Here is a 19852-nt window from a genome sequence, read left to right as displayed (position 1 = left end):
CGAGCTCGTGACCGCGTCCGAGCAGAGCGTCATGGACATGACGCAGATCTTCAAGCTGGTCGAGCTGGGCAGTATCGTCTGGTTCCTCCCCGCCTCGATCGCACGGCGCTACCCCCGGCCTGAGATCGCCTACCGCGCCGTCGCCGGCCTCGATCCGGTCACGCTGTCGGTCGCCTGGCCGCAGGACGCGCGCTCGGGTCCGTCGCCGCCTTCGTCCGCGCGGCCATGGCGGTCGCGGACATGGCGGTCGCGGACAGCACGGCCCGGGCCGTGCCGGGGTTGTCGGCGAACACGCCGTCCACGCCGAGGTCGTAGAGCATCGCCAGCCAGCCCATCACGTCGCCGGTCGCCCGCGCGTACGCCGGAGAGGCCGGGTCGCCGCGCCGGAAGTCGGCCGGGAGATGGGCGTTCTCGTCGCGGACGGTCCACACGTGCACGTCGAGACCGGCCCGGTGGGCGTCCCGCACCAGCGTCGTGGGGGCAAGGAGGCGGCCGTCGGGTCCCGTCGGGACGACCCGCGAAGTCGCCACGCCGATGCCGTCCGCGTACGTCGCGACCTCCGCGAGCCCATCGGGCGTGACCATCCGGTCGTACGGCGTGCCGGAGCCGCTGACGAGCTGGATCAGCGGCAGCCGTGTCTTCCCGCGCAGCTCGCGCAGGTTGGCCGCTTCGAACGACTGGATGAAGACCCGATCGTCCCGGTCGCGCCGGCCGTGCCGGCCCAGCACGTCGAGCAGCGGCTCCTCCAGCGGCAGGCCGATGGAGGCGAAGTAGGTGGGGTGCTTGGTCTCCGGGTACACGCCCACGCCGTGCCGCGTGGCCAGCTCCACGACCTCGTCGAACGTCGGGATCGGGGCCAGTCCGTCGAAGGCGGTGTTGCCCGGGCGCAGGTCGGGGATGCGCTCGACGGCCCGCAGCGTGCGCAGTTCGCCGAGCGTGAAGTCCTCGGTGAACCAGCCGGTGACCGCGACGCCGTCGATGGTCTTGGTGGTGCGGCGGTCGGCGAACTCGGGGTGGCTCGCCACGTCGGTGGTCCCCGAGATCTCGTTCTCGTGGCGGGCCACCAGGACGTGGTCCCTGGTGGAGACCAGGTCGGGCTCGATGTAGTCGGCTCCGAGCGCGATCGCCGTCTCGTACGACGGCAGCGTGTGCTCGGGGCGCAGGGCGCTGGCGCCCCGGTGGCCGATGACGACGGGTTCCGGCTGGTGTGACACAGCGGCCACCGTACCGCCACCGTCATACGCGTACGGCTCCCGCGCCTGGACGCGGGAGCCGTACGGAGATGGGGGAACCGTGTCAGTTCCTCGTGGAGCCGATCAGACCTGGCCGGCCTTCTCCAGAGCGGTGCAGCAGGTGTCGACCATCAGGCGGGTGACGACGTAGGGGTCGACGTTGGCGTTGGGGCGCCGGTCCTCGATGTAGCCCTTCTTGTCCACCTCGACCTGCCACGGGATGCGGACCGAGGCGCCGCGGTCGGAGACGCCGTAGCTGAACTTGTCCCACGGGGCCGTCTCGTGGTGGCCGGTGAGGCGGTCCTCGATGCCGTGGCCGTAGTTCTTGACGTGCTCCATGGCGTTGTCGGCCAGGGCCTCGCACGCGGTGATGATCGGGTCGTAGCCCTCACGCATGGCCTTGGTGGAGAAGTTGGTGTGCGCGCCCGCGCCGTTCCAGTCGCCCTTCACCGGCTTGGGGTCGAGCGTGGCGGCGACGTCGAACTCCTCGGCGGTGCGGTAGAGCAGCCAGCGGGCGACCCACATGTGGTCGCCGACCTCCAGCGGACCCCCCGGACCCACCTGGAACTCCCACTGGCCGGGCATGACCTCGGCGTTGATGCCGGAGATCTTGAGGCCGGCGGCCAGGCAGCGGTCGAGGTGCAGCTCGACGATGTCACGGCCGAACACCTCGTCGGCGCCGACACCGCAGTAGTAGCCACCCTGGGGGGCGGGGAAACCGCCCAGCGGGAAGCCGAGCGGGCGGCCCTCCTTGAAGAAGGTGTACTCCTGCTCGATGCCGAACCACGGGTCCTGGTCGGCGAACCGCTCGGCCACCTCGGCGAGCGGGGAGCGGGTGTTGCTGGCGTGCGGGGTCATGTCGGTGTGCAGGACCTCGCACAGGACCAGCACGTTGTCGCCGCCGCGGATCGGGTCGGGGCAGGTGAACACCGGCTTGAGCACCAGATCGGAGGAGTGACCGGTGGCCTGGTTGGTGCTGGACCCGTCGAAGCCCCACAGCGGCGGCTCGGCGCCGTCGGCAAGGACCTTGGTCTTGGAACGGAGCTTCGCGGTCGGCTCCGTGCCGTCGATCCAGATGTACTCGGCCTTGTAGGTCACGTCGATCCCTTTCGAACGAGGCGGCCTGGCGTTCGTCCGCCACGCTCGAGATTGCCCTTTTGGCATTTCGTAGCTTTTGCCCGTTTGTGAACACGGTGTTAACGCGGATTCTTTGCCTTGCCCTCCCGGTGACCTCGTGTGAGCTGAGGCACATGATCCGCGCCTGTGCGGGCAGTCGGAGAGCGTCCACGAATCGCAACCGCACAGCAACCAGTGTTTGGGAGTGAAGGCAGATGGTCTTATTGGGCCTGCTTCTGGTCCTGATCGCCGCGGCTGCCGTCATCGAGGTGTCGGTCAACGACACCGCGAACACCATGCCGATCACGGTCCTGGACCGCACGTTCAACCTCAGCCCGTTCGAGCTGTTCATCGCCGGCGTCGTGACCGCCGCCGTGTTCGTCGCCGGCCTGCTGCTCATCACCGGCGGCATGCGCCGTGCCGCCGTCAAGCGCCGCCGCCTGCGTGAGGCGCGCCTGGCGGAGCGGGACCGCGTCTCCCGCCTGGAGGCCGAGAAGCGCGACCTGGAGCGCCGCCTGGAGACGACCTCGACCACCTCGACGGCCCCGACCGCGACGTCCACCCCGGCAGCCGCCGAGCCCGTCACCAAGCAGTATCCGAAGGTCGACCGGGACCGCGACGGCGTCGACGACCGGGCCGAGCGCACCGACCGCACCGAGCGCACCGAGCGCACCGAGCGTCCCACCGCGCCGCACAACCGCCTCTCCGTGCCCGCCCAGCAGTCGTCCCCCGACCAGCTGGTGGCGGGCGGGCGTCACGCGGCCGACGAGCGCCGCGCCTGACCCGTCATGTCGGGGGTGACACTCGCCCGTCCGGTCATGACCGGACGGGCTCGGGGGACCGCTCGGGAAGCCGCGCCCTGCTGACGTCCCGCCCCTGCGCGCACGCCAGCTCCGCGAAGGTGATCGCGTTGCGTACGGCGGCGCCGCCGGGGTCGTTGTTGAAGTAGACGTAGGCGTCCGGCACGTCCCCCAGGCGGTCCACCCAACTGCGCAGCGCACGCCGGCCGTAGTTGGGCCAGGGTTCGGCCCCTCCCTCGTGGAAGCGCAGATAGACCCAGTCGGCCGTACGCCACAGGGGTCCGGCCGGCCGGCCGAGACGGTCCGCCCAGCACAACGCGGCCCCGAACTCGGTCAGCAGGGCGCGGATCTCGTCGGTCCACCACGAGGCGTGCCGCGGCTCGACGGCGACCCGTACGGCACGCGGGAACCGGGCCAGGCAGCCCCGCAGCCGCTCGACGTCCACCTGCAGGGTCGGCGGCAGTTGGAGCAGGATGGGGCCCAGCTTCTGGCCGAGCCCCTCGGCCACGCCCATCAGCCGCTCGACCGGCTCCTCCGGGTCCTTCAGCCGCTTGATGTGCGTCAGGAAGCGGCTCGCCTTGACCGCCATGACGAAGTCGGGCGGCGTACGGTCCCGCCACGACTCAAACGTCTCCCGTTTCGGCAGCCGGTAGAAGGCGTTGTTGTTCTCGACCGTGGCGAAGATCTCGCCATAGCTCTCCAGCCACAGCCTCTGGGGTACGCCGCGGTAGACGAGGTCGCGCCAGTCGGCGTACTGCCACCCAGAGGTCCCCACCAGCACGGGCATGTCCTTCCCCTACCCAGCGGACGGCATAGATCGCGGTCAACGGGGCACGCGACGTCAAGAACGAGCAAAAACGCCAAGAAAGGGGAGCACGATGATCCAGGGCAAGACGATCGCATTCCTCGTCGCCCCCGAAGGAGTCGAGCAGGTCGAGCTCACCGAGCCGTGGCGGGCCGTCCAGCAGGCGGGCGGCACGCCGAGGCTGGTCTCGGTGGAGCGCGGGGAGATCCAGGCGTTCAACCACCTCGACAAGGCCGACACCTTCCCCGTGGACGCCGTGGCCGGAGAGGTCTCCGCCGCCGACTTCGACGGGCTGGTCCTCCCCGGCGGGGTCGCCAACCCCGATTTCCTGCGGATGCGGCCGGAGGCCGTACGGTTCGTCAAGGAGTTCTTCGACGCGGGCAAGCCGGTCGCGGCGATCTGCCACGCGCCGTGGACCCTCGTGGAGGCCGACGTGGTGCGCGGGCGCACCCTGACCTCGTGGCCAAGCCTCCAGACCGACCTGCGCAATGCGGGGGCGACCTGGGTGGACCAGGAGGTCATGGTCTGTACGGGCGGCCCGAACACGCTGGTGACCAGCCGGAAGCCGGACGACCTGAAGGCCTTCTGCCAGGCCGCCGTGGACGCGTTCGGCGCCTGAGCGAGGGCTTTCCCGGCGGATCAGGCTCTGTCATGCTTTCCCGGTGCAATCCCGCGGACTTACGGCATGACCGAGGTTTTCACGCTCGGAGAGGCATTGGGGGTCGTCTCCGGCGACCGGCTCCGGCATGACATGACCATCCGCCTCGACGTGGAGGGGCCCGAGCTGACGACGGCGGTCGGCCTGGCCCGGCTCGGCCACACGGTGAGTTGGCTGGGCCGGGTCAGCGCCGACGAACTCGGCATGCGCACGCTGACCGTGCTGCGCGGCGAGGGTGTGGACGTCTCCCACGTACGGGTGGACGAGACGGCGGCGACCGGGCTGATCCTCCGCCAGCGGCGCATCGGCCGTTCGTCGCATGCCGTCCACTACCGGGAGGGCTCGGCCGGGTCGCACCTGTCGACCGGCGACGTGCCCGGTGAGGCCGTCCAGTCGGCGCGGATCCTGCACGTCACCGGCGTCACCCTCGGGCTGAGCGGCCTCGCGTGGAGTGCCGTCCACCACGCCGTCAAGCTCGCCAGGGACGCCGGCGTGCTCGTCTCCGTGGACGTCAACCACCGCGCGAACCTCTGGGAGAGCGCCGAGGAGGCCCGGCAGGGGCTCACCGAACTCGCCGCCTCGGCCGACGTGCTCTTCGCGACCCAGGACGAGCTCATGCTCGTGGAGCCCGTGCTCGCGTCCACGCCCGAACTGGTCGTGACCCGAGGCGCCAAGGGCGCAAGCGCCACCGTCGAGGGCCTGCGCTACGACACCCAGGCCGCCCCCGTGACCGCGGTCGATCCCTCCGAGGTCGGCGGCGCGTTCGTCGCGGGCTACCTCAGCGCGATCCTGGACGGGCTGCACCCTGCGGACCGCCTCAAGCGCGGCATCTCCGTGGCCGCCTTCGCGGTCGCCAGCCACAGCTCCTGGCAGGGCCTGCCCACCCGCGGCGAACTGCCCCCGTGACGATTGGCACGCCGGCACCACGATCTACGCGTCAGGCGAGTCGTTTGCGCAGGCTTCAGAGTTAGAGAAGCCGAAGCTACTCGGCAGTAGCGATACTTGGATGTGAGTGGGGTGACCCACGGCGTCCGGCGTCCAACTCATCAGGCTCATACCGAGGCCGAGCCGATGCGACCGGATATGCCCACACAGGCCCTGTGGCTCCGCCGTATTTCGATTCGCGAACGGCCGACCCGGCCTGCAAGCACCAGATCTCCGTCGTGCAGGAGGCAGAGCCATGAAGAAGAGGGCCCTTCTCGCGTCCACCTTCAGCGCGGTCAGCGTCGCCTTCGGCGTCATGCCGCAACTCGCCGGCGCGGCCCAGTGGTCCGCGGTCAACCCCAATCCCGCACCCCCCTCGCCACCTGCCAACCCGGAGGCTCCGCCCGCCAACCCTGAGGCACCCCAGGCTCCGCACACAAAGGCGCCTCCTTTACCGCCGCCGCATGGTTCGGCTCCGCCACCTCATAGCCCGTTTCCGCCGCGCCACAGCCCATTTCCGTCACCGGGCAGTCCGCGGCCGTCACCCCACAGCCCGCTCACGACGTCGCCTGGCTCGCCCTCGCCGTCTCCCTGTGCGGTTCAGCCGCCGCGGTGCCAGGGTCGGTATCGGTCGCCCCACTGTCCGGTTCGGCCGCCTCACTGTCCGGGTTGGCAGCCGGACGATTCGGGACAACGGCAGCGCCAGGATGGGCCGCCGGCCGTGCCGTCCGGCTCCGGCTGCTCGGCCGTGACCGGCACCGAGGCCATGAGCGGGCAGCCGGTGGCCACCGCGATCGCCGGCGTTCCCGACCTGTCGAAGATGGCGTCGGCCCTTTCGAAGGCCGACCTGGCTCAGTATCTCGATTCGACCAAGGACATCACCGTGTTCGTGCCGGTGAACGAAGCGTTCGGGAAGCTGCCGAAGTTCGAGCTGGACCGGATGTTCTCCGACGACAAGGACTGGGAGCGCCAGGTCCTGGCATACCACGTGGTCGAAGGGCGCAAGACCCGAAACGACCTGACCAACGCCAAGCTCACCACCAAGGAGGGCCGCGAGCTCACCACTCGCCTGTCCGGTCAGGACCTCATCGTCGGCAACGACGCCAAGGTGCTCTGCGGAGAGATCCAGACGGCCAACGCCACCGTTTATCTCATCGACAAAGTGCTGATCCCGTAGTGAATGCGGAGCCGCGGGACACGCCGGATCCGGCCGCACCGGATGCCGTCCAGGGCTCGGCCCTGACTCGGGTGCCCTCGGGGTCGTAGAGCGGCTCACGGGTGATGGTGGCGCCCACGCGACGGCCGTTGACGCCTACCTCGACACGTCCGCCGGGCTCGACCTCCACCGGCAGGTAGGCGTACGCGATTGAGCGGCCGACGCGGTGGCCGAACCCGCCGCTGGTGACACGGGAGACCGGACGACCGTCCAGCCGGACGGGCTCGCCGCCCAGGCAGACGTCACGCTCGTCGTCGAGCACCAGGCAGCGCAGCGCCGTACGGGGACGCGGCAGGGCGGCCCGGCGCTCTGCCCGTACGGCGAAGCCGAGCCCGGCCTCCAGCGGGGTGGTTTCGGGCGTGATGTCGAGGCCCCAGACGCGGTAGCCCTTCTCCAGCCGCAGCGAATCGAGCGCGCGGTAGCCCGCCGGTCGCATGCCGTACGGCAGGCCCGCCTCGACGAGGGAGTCCCACAACGTCAGCCCGTACTCGGATGGGCAATAGAGCTCCCAGCCGAACTCGCCCACGAACGTGACCCGCTGGGCGAGCACCGGGACGTGCCCCACGCTGATCTCGGCCGCCCGCAGGTAGCCGAAGGTCAGGTCGTCGTCCGTCAGCGACGCCAGGATCTCGTACGCACGAGGCCCCCACAGGCAGTAGCACGCGTAGGCGGAGGTGACGTCGGCGACCGACAGCCCGTGACGGCGCAGCAGCGCGGCGTCGTGGACTCCGAACGCCGTGCCGGTGACGAGGCGGAACCGGTCCTCCGCCAGCCGGGTCACGGTCACGTCCGCCTCGATGCCGCCGCGTTCGTTGAGCAGTTGCGTGTAGACCACCGGGTAGACCGGCGGGTGAACCTCTGCGCCCACGGGCCGATCCAGGGCGTTGCCCGCGAGCCGCTCCAGGTCAGCGACAGATCCGGATATTTCCAGCTTGGCGAAGGACGTCTGGTCGAACAGCCCGGCGGCGTCCCGCGTCGCCAGGCACTCCTCGCGGATCGCCGGAGACCAGACCCGGCCCGCCCAGCCCCTCGGCCGTACAGTCTCGGCGTCCGACGTGGGCGGATACCAGTTGACCCGCTCCCAACCGGCCTTCTCGCCGAAGGTCGCGCCCAGCGCCTCGTGCCGCACCCAGGCGGGCGAACGGCGCAGCGGCCGGGCGGCGGTGCGCTCCTCGCCGGGATAGACGATGTCGTAGTACTTGCTGTAGGAGTCCAGGGCCCTGGCGCGGGCCCAGCGGGCCGACCGGGCATGGACACCGAAACGGCGCACGTCCATGCCGAAGACGTCGTATTCGGGAGCGCCCTCGACGATCCACTCGGCCATGACCTTGCCCACACCGCCGGCGGCGGCCAGGCCGTGCACGCAGAAGCCGGCCGCCACCCACAGTCCGCCGACCTCGGTCTCCCCCAGTAGGAACTCCCCGTCGGGCGTGAAGGCTTCCGGCCCGTGCACGACCTTGCGGAACGCCGCCGGGTCGTCGCCGTCCCCGACCGGCTTCAGTGACGGCACCCGCCGGACCGCCGAGTCCCACGACTCGCGGAACTTCGGCATGTCGGGCGTGAAGAGGGTCCGGGGCTCGGACAACGGCCGGTTGGCGTCCCAGATCTGCGGGCTCCTGATGTAGCCGCCGACGAGGATGCCGCCGTCCTCCTCGCGGAAGTACACGATGTTGTCCGGGTCCCGCACGGTCGGCGTGTCCGCCGGGACGCCGGACTCCGGGGTCACCACGTACTGGTGCTTGATCGGCACGATCGGGATCTCCGCCCCGGCCATGCGGCCGACCACCCCGGACGCCGCCCCGGCCGCGTTCACTACGGTCTCCGTGCGCACGACGTGCTCACCGTCCTCACCGCGCAGCCGTACGGCACGCACGCGGCCGTCGTGGACGTCGATGCCGGTGACCTCCACGCCAGTGAAGATCCGTACGCCGAGCCTGCGGGCGCCCTCGGCCAGCGCGTGACCGAGCCGGGCCGGGTCGAGCCAGCCGTCACCGGGCAGCCACAGCGACCCGAGGACGTCGCCCACCTCCAGCAGCGGCAGCCGGTCGAGCGTGCCCCGGGGGTCGAGCACCTCCAGATCGAGCCCGTACGTCTCGGCCGCCCCGGCCTGGCGCAGCAGTTCCTCCATGCGCTCGGAGGTGGTGGCCAGGCGCAGGCCGCCCACGCCGTGCCAGCCCGGATCGAGCCCGGTCAGCTCGCGCAACTCGGGGTAGAGACCGGCCGAGTACATGATCATCCGGGTCTGCGTCACGGTGGACCTGAGCTGGCCGACGAAGCCGGCGGAGTGCCAGGTCGTGCCCTCGGTGAGGTCGTGCCGTTCGACCAGGATCACGTCGGTCCAGCCGAGCCGGGCGAGGTGATAGGCGACGCTGCATCCGGCCACTCCGCCACCGATGACGACGGCGTGGGCGTCTGCGGGAAGTTGCGACATCGGTACCGTCCTGTAACACCCGGCCCAGACAATCGGATCAATGGTCTGAAGGTAGACCAAAAGGAGCCGGGCATGCCAGATCCCGTCGCAGACGCAATGGATCTCGTCACGGCCTGGGCCGGGCGGCCCCTGACCTTCACGACGATCAAGGGCGGGCTCAGCCACCACATCGCCAGGGTCGACAGCGAGGACGGCGACCGCTGGCTCCTGCGGGTGCTCGACCCGCGCATCGCCGAGACCGGTCTCGGCATCCCGCTCGACCAAGAGATCGCCAACACGGTCGCCGCGGCGTCGTCCGGGATCGGCCCCCGCGTCGTCCACGTGCTGCCGGGCGTCCTCCTCCTGGAGTACCTCGACGGAGTCACCCTCGACGCCCCGGCCGTGGCCGCCCGGATCGAGCAGGTGGCGGACGCCTGCCGCCGCCTGCACACCGGCCCCCGCTTCGGCAACGATTTCTCGATCTTCGACAAGCTCCGCGAGTTCGTGGCGCGGTGCCGCGCCTGCGGCCTGGCCCTCCCCGCCGGATACGAGGATGTGCTGCCGGTCGTGGCCGACATCGAGGCGGCGCTGGCCCGGCGGCCGCTTCCCACGGTCCCCTGCCACAACGACCTGCTGGCCGAGAACCTGATCGCCACCGGCGACGGTGTCCGGATCGTCGACTACCAGCTCTCCGGCAACAACGACCCCTGTTTCGAGCTGGGGGACATCGCCGCCGAGTCCGATTTCGACCCCGACCAGGTCGTACGGCTCACGCGGGCCTATTTCGGCGACGACGAGCACGTCCCCCGGGTGCGGCTGAATCTGATCATGTCCAACCTCGCCTGGACCCTCTGGTTCGTCATCCACCAGGGGCTGGTCCGCTCCGGGGCCCTGCCCGGATTCGACTACTCCGCCGAGGCCGCCGACAAGTTCGCCCAAGCCGTACGCGACCTCGGGGATCCCAGCTTCGGACGCCTGCTCGACGGCGTCCGGAAACTCCGCACCAGTTAGAGGAGGCCTCAGTGGCGCAAGCCCTCGACGACGACGCCAAACGACTAGCGGAACTCGGCTACAAGCAGGAACTGGCCCGCACCTGGAGCGGGTTCTCCAACTTCGCGATCTCCTTCTCCATCATCTCGATCCTGGCCGGGTGCTTCACCACCTTCAGTCAGGCGTGGAACAACGGCGGACCCCTTGCGATCTCCATCGGCTGGCCGCTGATCTCGGCGTTCATTCTGATCATCGGGTTCTGCATGGCGGAGCTGGTCTCCGCGTACCCGACGGCGGGCGGCATCTACTGGTGGGCCGCGAAGCTGGGCAGGCCGGTCCACGGCTGGTTCACCGGCTGGCTCAACCTGATCGGCCTGATCGCGGTGACCGCGTCGGTCGACTACGGCTGCGCGACGTTCCTGAACATCACGATCGGCCGGTTCAGCGACTCCTGGGCCGACGGCGACGCGCTGCGCCAGACGTTCCTGCTGTTCGCGATCGTCCTGGTGCTGCACGCGTTGATCAACATCTTCAGCCACCGCCTGATCTCACTACTGCAGAACGTCTCGGTGTGGTGGCATGTGTTCGGCGCGGCGGCCGTCGTGCTGATCCTGATCTTCGGCCCGTCGAAGCACCAGAACGTGGGCTTCCTGTTCGAGACGTTCAACCACTCCGGCTTCGGCGAGGGCGACTCGGGCCCGGCGTTCTGGCTGTACGTGCTGCCGCTGGGCTTCCTGCTCACGCAGTACACGATCACCGGCTTCGACGCCTGCGCCCACGTGTCGGAGGAGACCCACGGCGCGGCCCGCACCGCGGCCAAGGGCCTGTGGCAGTCGATCTTCTACTCCGCGATCGGTGGCTGGATCCTGCTGCTGTCGTTCCTGTTCGCGGCCACGAACGTGGACGCGGTCGACGCCGAGGGCGGCTTCGTCGGAGCCATCTTCACCTCGTCGCTGTCGTCCACCCTCGCCACCGTCGTCTTCGGCATCTCCACGATCGGGCAGTTCTTCTGCGGTATGAGCTGCGTGACCTCGATGTCGCGGATGACGTACGCGTTCTCCCGCGACGGCGCGGTGCCGGGCTGGCGGCTGTGGTCGAAGGTCGACCGCAACCGCACGCCGGTCAACGCGATCATCGGCGGCTGCGGGGTCGCGCTGCTGATCACGCTGCCCGCGCTCTACGCGCCCGAGGGCACGACGACCCCGGTGGCGTTCCTCGCCGTGGTGTCCATCGCGGTGATCGGGCTCTACCTCGCGTTCCTCATCCCGATCTGGCTGCGCCTGCGCGCCGGGGACTCCTTCCAGCCCGGGCCGTGGACCCTCGGCCGCAAGTACAAGGCGCTGTCCTGGATCGCCGTGATCGAGATCGCGATCATCTCGATCTACTTCATCCTGCCCATCGCCCCCGCCGGCGTCCCGGGCACCGAGGACTTCACCTGGACGTCGGTGAACTACGCCCCCATCGCCGTGGGCGCCGTACTCATCGGCATCGCGCTGTGGTGGCACCTGTCCGCCAAGCACTGGTTCACCGGGCCCCGCCGTACGGTTGACGATATGGGCGACGACGTCGGCGAGCCCGAGCCCGTCGCGTGACCCGCTAGAACCCTCAGGAGGCCTCGAACGCCTCCGCGACGACTCGGCGGGTCTCCTCCATAGAGGCCCGTCCGAGCTCGCGGGCGATCGAGGTCATCTCCACGTCGGGCATGCCGCAGGGGACGGCGAGGTCCCACGGCGTGAGGTCGCCGTCCACGTTGAGCGCGAAGCCGTGGCTGGTGACCGACCGGCTCGACCGCATGCCGATCGAGACGATCTTCCGCCCGGTGTCCCGGGTCCACACGCCGGTGAGCAGCTCCGACCCGGGCGGGGTGTCGCGGCGCTCGGCCGGGACGCCGAGCGTGCCCAGCGCCTCGACCAGCCGCAGCTCGACCTCGCGGATGTAGTCGACCACGCCCTCGCCGTCGCGCAGCTTCACGATGAGATAGCCGACGAGCTGCCCGGGCCCGTGATAGGTGAGCTGGCCGCCGCGGCCGGTCGGCACCACGGGGATGCCGGCCGACGGGTCGGGCAGGTGGGTCTCCAGCGTCCGCTTGCCGACCGTGAAGACCGGCGGATGACTGAGCAGCCACAAGGTGTCGGGCCGCGCGTCGTCCTGCCGTTCCTCGACCAGCGCGGCCATGCGCTCCATGGCCTTCTCGTAGTCGACCAGGTCGTCCTGGACCAGCGTCAGGGGCCGTTGCCGCATCATCGCTCACCTCTCCTGATGTGAGCATAAACGGGCCCGCGCGGCCTCGTGCCGCCTACCTCCGCCCGTACGAGTAGTCGTAGTGCGGGGCGGAAGCGGCCGGGGCCTTGGGGAACAGCACCCACATGATGAGGTAGGCCACGAACTGCGGACCCGGCAAGATGCAGGACAGCAGGAACAGCACCCGCACGACCGTCGGCGACATGCCGTACCGGTCCGCGATCCCCCCGCAGACGCCAGCGATGATCTTGTGCTGCCTCGATCGGTACATCGATCGGCTCCTTTCGTCATCCGGTTCAACGGACGGCGTCGGGAGTCACGTTCCACGAGGAACCCTGAGAAAACCCCGATCCCCCGACCCTGAGGTGACAGGGGCCTATCCGCGCTGCCAGGGGGCGCCCGGTACGACCAGTGGACCGCCCGTGACCGGGTCCGGCACGACGACCGACGTGAGTCCGAAGACCTCGTGGACCAGATCCGCGGTGATGATGTCGCCCGGTGCGCCCTGGGCGACGATTCGTCCCGCCTTCATGGCGATGAGGTGGTCGGCGTAGCGGGCGGCCTGGTTGAGGTCGTGCAGGACGACGACGACAGTCCGGCCGCGCTCGCGGTTGAGTTGCCGGACCAGGTCGAGCACCTCGACCTGGTGCGCGATGTCGAGGTAGGTCGTCGGCTCGTCGAGCAGCAGGAGGTCGGTGTCCTGGGCGAGGGCCATCGCGATCCAGGCCCGCTGCCGCTGGCCACCGGACAGCTCGTCGACCAGCCGCTCCGCGAGATCGCCGGTCGCGGTGCGGTCCATCGCCTCGCCGACGGCCTTCTCGTCCGCCTCCGTCCACTGCTGCCACCACTTGTGGTGTGGCTGCCGCCCGCGGGTCACCAGTTCGGAGACCGTGATCCCCTCCGGCGGCACGGGGGTCTGCGGCAGCAGCCCGATCTCCTGGGCGACTCGCCTGGTGGGGATGCGTGCCAGCTCGGTGCCGTCCAGCAGGACCGAGCCACGCCGCGGCTTGAGCAGCCGGCCCAACGCGCGGAGGAGGGTGGACTTGCCACACGCGTTGGGCCCGATGATGACCGTGACCCGCCCGTCCGGGATCTCCAGGTCGAGGCCGTCCACGACCGTACGGTCCTCGTACGTGAGCACGAGCCCCTCGGCCCTCAGGCGGTTCCCGGTCATGCGGTGCCTCCGGAACGGCTGCGAGTGCGGACGATCAGCCACATCAGATACGGGGCGCCCACCGCCGCGGTGAACACGCCGACCGGCAGCTCGATCGGGGAGAACAGCTTGCGGGCCAGCAGATCCGCGACGGTGACGATCAGGGCGCCGGTCAACGCGGAGCCGACCAGGGGGATCTGCGCGGTGCGGGTGAGGCGGCGGGCGATCTGCGGGGCGAGCAGCGCGACGAAGTCGACCGGGCCCGCCGCGGCCGTCGCCACCGATGCCAGGACGACGCCGAGGACGGTCAGGCACAGGCGGACCCGGCCGAGCCGTACGCCGAGAGCGGTCGCCGTGTCGTCGTCGAACGACACCGTGCGCTGGGCCCGGGCCGCCCAGAACAGCGCCGGCGTCAGCACGAGCAGGATCGAGGCGAGCGGTGCGGCATGGTCGTAGCCGCGGCCGTTGAGCGATCCGGTGAGCCAGACCTTGGCCTGCTGGGCCACCAGGTAGTCGCCCTTGGTGAGGAGCAGCTGTGTCAGGGAGCCGAGGGCCACCGAGATGCCGATGCCGATGAGCACGAAGCGGGCGGCGTGCAGGCCCTTGCGCCAGGCGAAGACGTAGACCAGGGCCGCGGCGGCCAGGCCGCCGAGGATCGAGACGTACGGCAGGGTGCTGTGCGCGGCGACGCCGAAGGTCATCGCGGCGACGGTCGCCGCGCCGGCGCCATGTGTCACACCGATCACGTCCGGACTGGCGAGCGGGTTGCGTGCCACGGTCTGGATGAAGGATCCGGCGACGCCGAAGGCGGCGCCGGCGAGCAGACCGACCACGAGGCGGGGCATCCGCAGGGTGCCGACCACGAACTCGTCGGGGCTCGGCTGCCCGGCAAGCACGCGGACGACCTCCCCGGGACCGACGAAGGATTCACCGACGCACAGATAGACGACGGCGGTCACCGCGAGGGACGCGCCGAGCAGGGTGGCGACGAGGGTCGCCCTGCGGTGCAGCAGGAAGCTGCCCCGCCCCGCGCGCAGGACGGCAAACCCGGTGGGGCGCGTGGGGCTTTTGGGCATCGTCACGCCGCCACCACCGCCTTCCTGCGTACCAGTGCGATCAGGAACGGTACGCCGAGCAGTGCGGTCATGACGGCCACCGGCACCTCCGAGGGCGGGAAGACGACGCGGCCGAGGACGTCCGCGACCAGGAGCATCACGGGACCGAGCAGGGCCGCCGCGGGAAGGACCCAGCGGTGGTCGGTGCCCACGAGCGCTCGCGCGATGTGCGGGACGGCCAGGCCGGTGAAGGCGATCGGACCGGCGGCGGCGACCGCGACGCCGGTCAGGACGGTGGCGCCGAGACCTCCGAGGATCCGCAGCAGGGGGACGTTGTGGCCGAGCCCCGCGGCCACGTCCTCCCCGAGCGCGAGCGCGTCGAGTCCCCGGGCCGTCGCGGCGACCAGCAGCAGCCCCGCGAGGAGGAACGGCCAGGTCTGACCGGCGATCTCGGCGCTCCGGCCGCTGATCGAGCCGACATGCCAGAACCGGAACTCGTCCAGGGCCTCGGCGTCGGTCGTCACGATGCCGGAGACCACGGAGGCGAGCAGGGCGTTCATCGCGGTGCCTGCCAGGGCGAGCTTGACCGGGGTGGCGCCGCCGCGCCCGCCGCTGGCGATGACGTAGACCGCGACCGCCGCGATCCCCGCCCCTGCGAAGGCGAACCACACATAACCGCTCAGCGAGTGCACTCCGAGGAACGCGATCGCGCACACCACGCCCACCGAGGCGCCCTGGCTGACGCCCAGGATGCCGGGCTCGGCGATGGGGTTGCGGGTGATGCCCTGCATGACGGTGCCGGCCACGGCGAGGGCGACGCCCACCATCACCCCGATGAGGGTGCGCGGCACCCGCAACGCCCGTACGACCTGGGCGTCGTCGCTGCCGCCGCCGTGCACCCCACCATGTATCAGGGCGTCCACCACCACGCTCGGCGCGATCTGGCGGCTGCCCACCGCGAGGCTGAGCAGCACGGCGAGCACCAGCAGTCCGGTGAGGACCAGCAGGAGCGCGCCCCCGGCCGTCGGGCCGATGCGGCGTCGGGTGGCACGGGACATTCGTTCGCTTTCTCGGAGCCGGGGAGGGACCGCGTGCGCCTATCCGGCGAGGTATCGCTCCAGATCCCCGACGACCTCCATGGCGGCGGTGACACCGAGGCCGAGATACCAGGTCTCGTCCGGGACCTCGTAGGCGTGCCCGGCCTTGACCGCCTTGAGGTTCTTCCACAGCGGATTGCCCTGGACCGCCGACTTGTCGGTGGCCTTCGGATCGCCGTAGACACCGGTGAAGATGACGTCCGCGTCCGCCTGGTCGATGTTCTCCGCGCTCACCTCGGCGGCGAGGTCGGGGATGTTCTGGTTGGCCGGGCGCGGGACGCCTGCGTCCTGGAGGATGGTGCCGATGAAGGAGGCGTTGGCGTAGAGCCGGATCACGCCGTTCGGCAGGAAACGCACCATCGAGACGACGGGCTTGTCGTCGCCCAGCTTCGCGCCGAGGTCCTTCACCTTGCGGTCGTACTCGGCGAGTTTTGCCTTGGCCTCCTCGGTCTTGTCGAGGGCGGCCGCGTTGAGGAGGTAGTTCTCCTTCCAGGTGAAGCCGGGACGGATGGAGAACACGGTCGGGGCGATCTTCGACAGCTCGTCGTACTGGTCGGCGGCGCGCAACTGGCTGCCGAGGATCAGATCCGGGTGCAGCCCGGCGATCGCCTCCAGGTTGAGGTTGTTGATGGTGCCGACGTTCTTCGGGGTTCCGGCGTCCTGCTTCAGGTAGGACGGCAGCTCGGGAGAGCCCTCGCTGGGCGCGAAGCCGACCGGCTTGACGCCGAGGGACACGACGTTGTCGAGCTCTCCGACGTCCAGGACGACGACCCGGGTGGGCGGGGCCTTGATCTCGGTCGTGCCCATGGCGTGGGTGACGGTGCGCGGCCACTCGCCCGGCTTCGCGGCGGTGCCCATCGCGGCGGTCTTCTCCGCGGCGGTGCCGAAGTCCTCGCCGCCCTTGGCGACGGCCTTCTTGGCGGCCTCGGCGGCGGGCTTACCTGTGTCGGCGCCGGTGCCGGTGCCGGAGGAGGTGCCGCAGGCAGCCAGTGAGAGTGCGACCGCGACGGCGCCGATACCGAGACCGATACCGCGGTGCCGGAGAAACATACAGGGCTCCCTGCCGAGAGTGATTAGGTAAGCCTTACCTTATAGGGATCTTCCCTGGTTTCATCAAGCCCGAAAAGTGTGGTTATGGTCACTGAAGTCGTCCAGCGCGCATCTCGTTGGTGATCTTCTTCTGGAAGAGGGCATATAGGGAGGCAAAAGACCGTCCTTGGAGTCTCATATGGATATAGCGACCCTGCAGGCACAGACCCGCCTGTACCTGCGCCAGAAGATCACCGTGATGGTGAACAGGTACGTCGTCCATATGGCTCTCCCCGACGGTTCCGAGGGCGAGGTCGTGGCCTTCGCCGAGCAGAAGCGGATGGCCCTCAAGGAGCAGGTGACGCTCTACACCGACGAGTCCCGGCAGGCGACGCTGGCCGGGTTCAAGGCGCGCAAGGTCCTCGACCTCGCCGGCGAGTACGACGTGGTGGACGACGCGGGGAACCCCGTCGGCACGTTCCGCAAGGATTTCCGCCGGTCGCTGCTCCGCTCGACCTGGCACCTCCAGCAGCCGGGACTGCCGACGCTGACCGGACAGGAGCGGAACCTCGCGGTCGCCCTGCTGCGCCGGTTCTCCGACTCGCTGGAGTGGCTGCCCTACCACTTCGACTTCAGCATCGGCGCCTCGATCGCGTTCTCCGTGGACCGCAGGTGGGGCCTGCGCGACCGGTACGCCATCGACATCCGCGACCCGCGCCTCGACCGCCGCCTGGTCATCGCCATGGCGGTGGCGCTCGATGCCCTGCAGGCCCGATAACCCACGGGGGAATTGCCGGATCACATGAGCCTGTTATAGTCAGCGACAAGCCGTATGGTTCTGGCTCCGCGGTCTGGTGACCGCCAGTGAACACTGACGAGCCCATACGCGCATCGCACGTATTCCACGAGCACCTCTCAGCCACCGGCCGAAGCACCACGGGCCGACATGCGCGCTGAGACGCTGCGCCGATCCGGCCGAATCGGCCATCTCCCACCTCACTTGTACCGGCACATCCCAGACTCAAGGAGTCCCATGACCACCAGCACTCTCAGCGTTCCCAAGCCGCGCAGCGTCTCCCGCACCACGCCGGCCCGTACGAAGAACACCCGGACTACCGAGGTCACCGGCCTGCTCGACCGGGCGGGCAGGAACACGGTGATCCGGACGAACGGCTACCTGCCCGGCCCGAAGGACGTGACCGTCCCGGCCGCGCTCGCGGACGCGCTCGACCTGCGCCGCGGCGACCACGTCCGCGGCGTCGCCCAGAACGGCATGCTCACCGCCGTCACCGTCGTGAACGGCGAACCCGTCGACACCGCGCGGCCGCACTTCGCCGACCTCGTGCCGATCTACCCCGACGAGCGGCTGCGCCTGGAGACGACGCGCAACGTGCTCGCCACGCGGGTCATCGACCTGTTCGCGCCGATCGGCAAGGGCCAGCGCGGCCTGATCGTCGCCCCGCCGAAGGCCGGCAAGACGATGTTCCTCAAGGCCGTCGCGAACGCGATTACGACCAACCACCCCGAATGCCACCTCATGGTCGTCCTGGTGGACGAGCGGCCCGAGGAGGTCACCGACATGCGCGAGTCGGTCCGGGCCGAGGTGACCGCCTCGACCTTCGACCGTGCGCCGCAGGACCACATCACCGCGGCGGAACTCGCCGTCGAGCGGGCCAAGCGGCTCGTGGAGGCGGGCCGCGACGTGGTCGTGCTCATCGACTCGATCACCCGCCTCGGCCGGGCGTACAACATGGCCGCGCCGAGCGGCGGGCGCCTGCTCACGGGCGGCATGGACGCCCGTGCCCTGCACCAGCCCAAGAAGGTGCTCGGCGCCGCCCGCAACATCGAGGACGGCGGCTCACTCACGATCCTCGCCACCGCGCTGGTCGAGACCGGCTCGAAGATGGACGACAACCTCTTCGAGGAGTTCAAGAGCACCGGCAACATGGAGCTGAAGCTGAGCCGGAGCCTGGCCGACCGCCGCGTCTTCCCCGCCGTCGACGTCGTCGCCTCCGGCACGCGGCGCGAGGAACTGCTGCTCCACCCTGCGGAGCAGCCGCTGGTCTGGCGGCTGCGCCGGGCGTTGCAGGACCAGGAGGCGTTCGAACGCTTCCTCACCTCGATGAAGAACACCGGCTCGAACGCCGAACTCCTCCTGGCCCTGGCGAAAGGCTAGATCCCGATCGGATGCCAGACGGTCTTGGTCTCCAGGAACGCCGTCATCCGCTCGATGCCGGGGTCGGCGAGCCAGTCCACGCGATCGGCCGGCGGCCGGAGCACCCGCTTGAGGTTCTCCGCGGCCAGTTCCTCACACGTGACGGCCAGCTCGGGGCCGGCGCCCGTCAGGTCGACGCCGTTGACGTCCATGTGGCCCGCGAGCCAGGGGGCCATCTCGGCGGCCGAGCCGGTGAGGATGTTGACCACCCCGCCTGGCAGGTCGGAGGTCGCCAGTACCTCGGCCAGCGTGATCGCCGGCAGCGGCGCGCGCTCGGAGGCGACCACCACGCAGGTGTTGCCGGTCACGATCACCGGCGCGATCACGCTGACCAGTCCCAGCAGCGGTCCCGCCTGCGGGGCCACCACCGCGACCACGCCCGTCGGCTCCGGGCTCGACAGGTTGAAGTACGGCCCGGCCACCGGATTGGCCGATCCGAGGACCGCACCGATCTTGTCCGACCAGCCCGCGTACCAGACCAGCCGGTCCACCGCGGCGTCCACCAGCTCGCCGGCCTTCTTCGCGGAGACTCCGTCGGCGTCGGCGACCTCGGCGGCGAACTGGGCGCGGCGGCCCTCCAGCATCTCGGCGATCCGGTACAGGATCTGGCCCCTGTTGTACGCCGTGGCGCCCGACCAGCCGGGGAACGCCTTCCGCGCGGCCGAGACCGCGTCCCTGGCGTCCTTGCGCGAGGCCCTGGCCGCGTTGGCGAGGAAGTCGCCCTTGGAGGAGGTCACGACATACGACCTTCCGCTCTCCGAACGCGGGAACGCGCCGCCGATGAACAGCTTGTACGTCTTGCGCACGCTCAACCGTTCGGTGCGCTCACTCATCGAAGGTTCCAATCTCCAGAGGACGGGCCGGCTGATAGGTCTGGCCGCACCGGCACACGCCGCCGCGATGCGCGAACC

Annotated in this window: 19 protein-coding genes; 8 read left to right on the top strand and 11 right to left on the bottom strand. The window is 70.1% G+C overall.

Annotation, left to right across the window (positions count from 1 at the left end; translation table 11 throughout):
- Positions 1 to 158: 158 nt before the first annotated feature.
- Together Msi02_RS16995 and glnII are read right to left on the bottom strand one after the other, a co-directional pair.
- The gene (locus Msi02_RS16995) at positions 159 to 1214 is read right to left on the bottom strand and encodes a glycerophosphodiester phosphodiesterase (protein ID WP_239108460.1); all 1056 of its coding nucleotides are present in this window, start codon (positions 1212 to 1214) and stop codon (positions 159 to 161) included.
- 102 nt (positions 1215 to 1316) lie between these two features.
- On the bottom strand, positions 1317 to 2330 hold the full coding sequence (gene glnII, locus Msi02_RS16990) for a glutamine synthetase (RefSeq protein ID WP_204049243.1): 1014 nt from the start codon (positions 2328 to 2330) through the stop codon (positions 1317 to 1319).
- 233 nt (positions 2331 to 2563) lie between these two features.
- Between glnII and Msi02_RS16985 the strand changes: the two genes are divergently transcribed.
- Complete coding sequence (locus Msi02_RS16985) at positions 2564 to 3130, top strand: hypothetical protein (RefSeq protein ID WP_204049242.1); 567 nt, start codon at positions 2564 to 2566, stop codon at positions 3128 to 3130.
- 34 nt (positions 3131 to 3164) lie between these two features.
- On the opposite strand, the gene Msi02_RS16980 is transcribed toward Msi02_RS16985, so the two are convergent.
- On the bottom strand, positions 3165 to 3935 hold the full coding sequence (locus Msi02_RS16980) for a DUF72 domain-containing protein (protein ID WP_204049241.1): 771 nt from the start codon (positions 3933 to 3935) through the stop codon (positions 3165 to 3167).
- A gap of 91 nt (positions 3936 to 4026) precedes the next feature.
- Here Msi02_RS16980 and Msi02_RS16975 point away from each other — a divergent pair, with 91 nt between their 5' ends.
- From Msi02_RS16975 to Msi02_RS16965, 3 genes are all read left to right on the top strand, one after another.
- Positions 4027 to 4572 carry a type 1 glutamine amidotransferase domain-containing protein gene (locus Msi02_RS16975; RefSeq protein WP_204049240.1) on the top strand — a complete coding sequence of 182 codons (546 nt, stop codon included), beginning with the start codon at positions 4027 to 4029 and terminating at the stop codon, positions 4570 to 4572.
- A 66-nt stretch (positions 4573 to 4638) separates the two neighbouring features.
- A complete protein-coding gene (locus Msi02_RS16970) occupies positions 4639 to 5517 on the top strand; it encodes a sugar kinase (protein WP_204049239.1) in 879 nt (292 codons plus the stop codon).
- A gap of 766 nt (positions 5518 to 6283) precedes the next feature.
- Positions 6284 to 6712 carry a fasciclin domain-containing protein gene (locus Msi02_RS16965; protein ID WP_204049238.1) on the top strand — a complete coding sequence of 143 codons (429 nt, stop codon included), beginning with the start codon at positions 6284 to 6286 and terminating at the stop codon, positions 6710 to 6712.
- On the opposite strand, the gene Msi02_RS16960 is transcribed toward Msi02_RS16965, so the two are convergent.
- Positions 6687 to 9182: a GcvT family protein gene (locus tag Msi02_RS16960; protein WP_204049237.1), complete on the bottom strand. Its 2496-nt coding sequence runs from the start codon at positions 9180 to 9182 to the stop codon at positions 6687 to 6689. The two genes, Msi02_RS16965 and Msi02_RS16960, sit on opposite strands and share 26 nt — an antisense overlap.
- A gap of 72 nt (positions 9183 to 9254) precedes the next feature.
- Between Msi02_RS16960 and Msi02_RS16955 the strand changes: the two genes are divergently transcribed.
- Positions 9255 to 10172, top strand: a complete 918-nt coding sequence (locus Msi02_RS16955; protein WP_204049236.1) for a choline/ethanolamine kinase family protein — start codon at positions 9255 to 9257, stop codon at positions 10170 to 10172.
- An 11-nt stretch (positions 10173 to 10183) separates the two neighbouring features.
- Positions 10184 to 11743, top strand: coding sequence for an amino acid permease (locus tag Msi02_RS16950; protein WP_204049235.1), 1560 nt, complete (start codon positions 10184 to 10186; stop codon positions 11741 to 11743).
- 13 nt (positions 11744 to 11756) lie between these two features.
- Here the strand turns inward: Msi02_RS16950 and lipB are convergent, their stop codons facing one another.
- The 6 genes from lipB to Msi02_RS16920 form a co-directional block, all read right to left on the bottom strand.
- Positions 11757 to 12395 carry a lipoyl(octanoyl) transferase LipB gene (gene lipB / locus Msi02_RS16945; protein ID WP_193205629.1) on the bottom strand — a complete coding sequence of 213 codons (639 nt, stop codon included), beginning with the start codon at positions 12393 to 12395 and terminating at the stop codon, positions 11757 to 11759.
- 52 nt (positions 12396 to 12447) lie between these two features.
- Entirely contained in the window at positions 12448 to 12663 is a 216-nt protein-coding gene (locus Msi02_RS16940) for a PspC domain-containing protein (protein ID WP_079313782.1), read from the bottom strand.
- A gap of 105 nt (positions 12664 to 12768) precedes the next feature.
- A complete protein-coding gene (locus Msi02_RS16935; protein ID WP_079313783.1) occupies positions 12769 to 13566 on the bottom strand; it encodes an ABC transporter ATP-binding protein in 798 nt (265 codons plus the stop codon).
- The gene (locus tag Msi02_RS16930) at positions 13563 to 14621 is read right to left on the bottom strand and encodes a FecCD family ABC transporter permease (protein ID WP_239108471.1); all 1059 of its coding nucleotides are present in this window, start codon (positions 14619 to 14621) and stop codon (positions 13563 to 13565) included. The genes Msi02_RS16935 and Msi02_RS16930 overlap by 4 nt, the downstream gene beginning before the upstream one ends.
- A gap of 2 nt (positions 14622 to 14623) precedes the next feature.
- Entirely contained in the window at positions 14624 to 15658 is a 1035-nt protein-coding gene (locus Msi02_RS16925) for a FecCD family ABC transporter permease (protein ID WP_079313784.1), read from the bottom strand.
- A gap of 39 nt (positions 15659 to 15697) precedes the next feature.
- Positions 15698 to 16747 carry an ABC transporter substrate-binding protein gene (locus Msi02_RS16920; protein ID WP_204049233.1) on the bottom strand — a complete coding sequence of 350 codons (1050 nt, stop codon included), beginning with the start codon at positions 16745 to 16747 and terminating at the stop codon, positions 15698 to 15700.
- Positions 16748 to 16925: 178 nt separating this feature from the next.
- On the opposite strand from Msi02_RS16920, the gene Msi02_RS16915 reads away from it, so the two are divergent.
- Both Msi02_RS16915 and rho read left to right on the top strand, forming a co-directional pair.
- A complete protein-coding gene (locus Msi02_RS16915) occupies positions 16926 to 17504 on the top strand; it encodes an LURP-one-related family protein (RefSeq protein ID WP_204049232.1) in 579 nt (192 codons plus the stop codon).
- A gap of 255 nt (positions 17505 to 17759) precedes the next feature.
- Positions 17760 to 18902: a transcription termination factor Rho gene (rho, locus tag Msi02_RS16910; protein ID WP_204049231.1), complete on the top strand. Its 1143-nt coding sequence runs from the start codon at positions 17760 to 17762 to the stop codon at positions 18900 to 18902.
- On the opposite strand, the gene Msi02_RS16905 is transcribed toward rho, so the two are convergent.
- Positions 18899 to 19774 (bottom strand): aldehyde dehydrogenase family protein, encoded by an 876-nt coding sequence (locus tag Msi02_RS16905; protein ID WP_204049230.1) that lies wholly within the window; start codon positions 19772 to 19774, stop codon positions 18899 to 18901. The genes rho and Msi02_RS16905 overlap by 4 nt on opposite strands.
- Between the last annotated feature and the right edge of the window lie 78 nt (positions 19775 to 19852).

The sequence above is a fragment of the Microbispora siamensis genome (assembly GCF_016863095.1).
GTDB lineage: Bacteria > Actinomycetota > Actinomycetes > Streptosporangiales > Streptosporangiaceae > Microbispora > Microbispora siamensis.
This window is presented reverse-complemented; position numbering and strand designations above follow the sequence as displayed.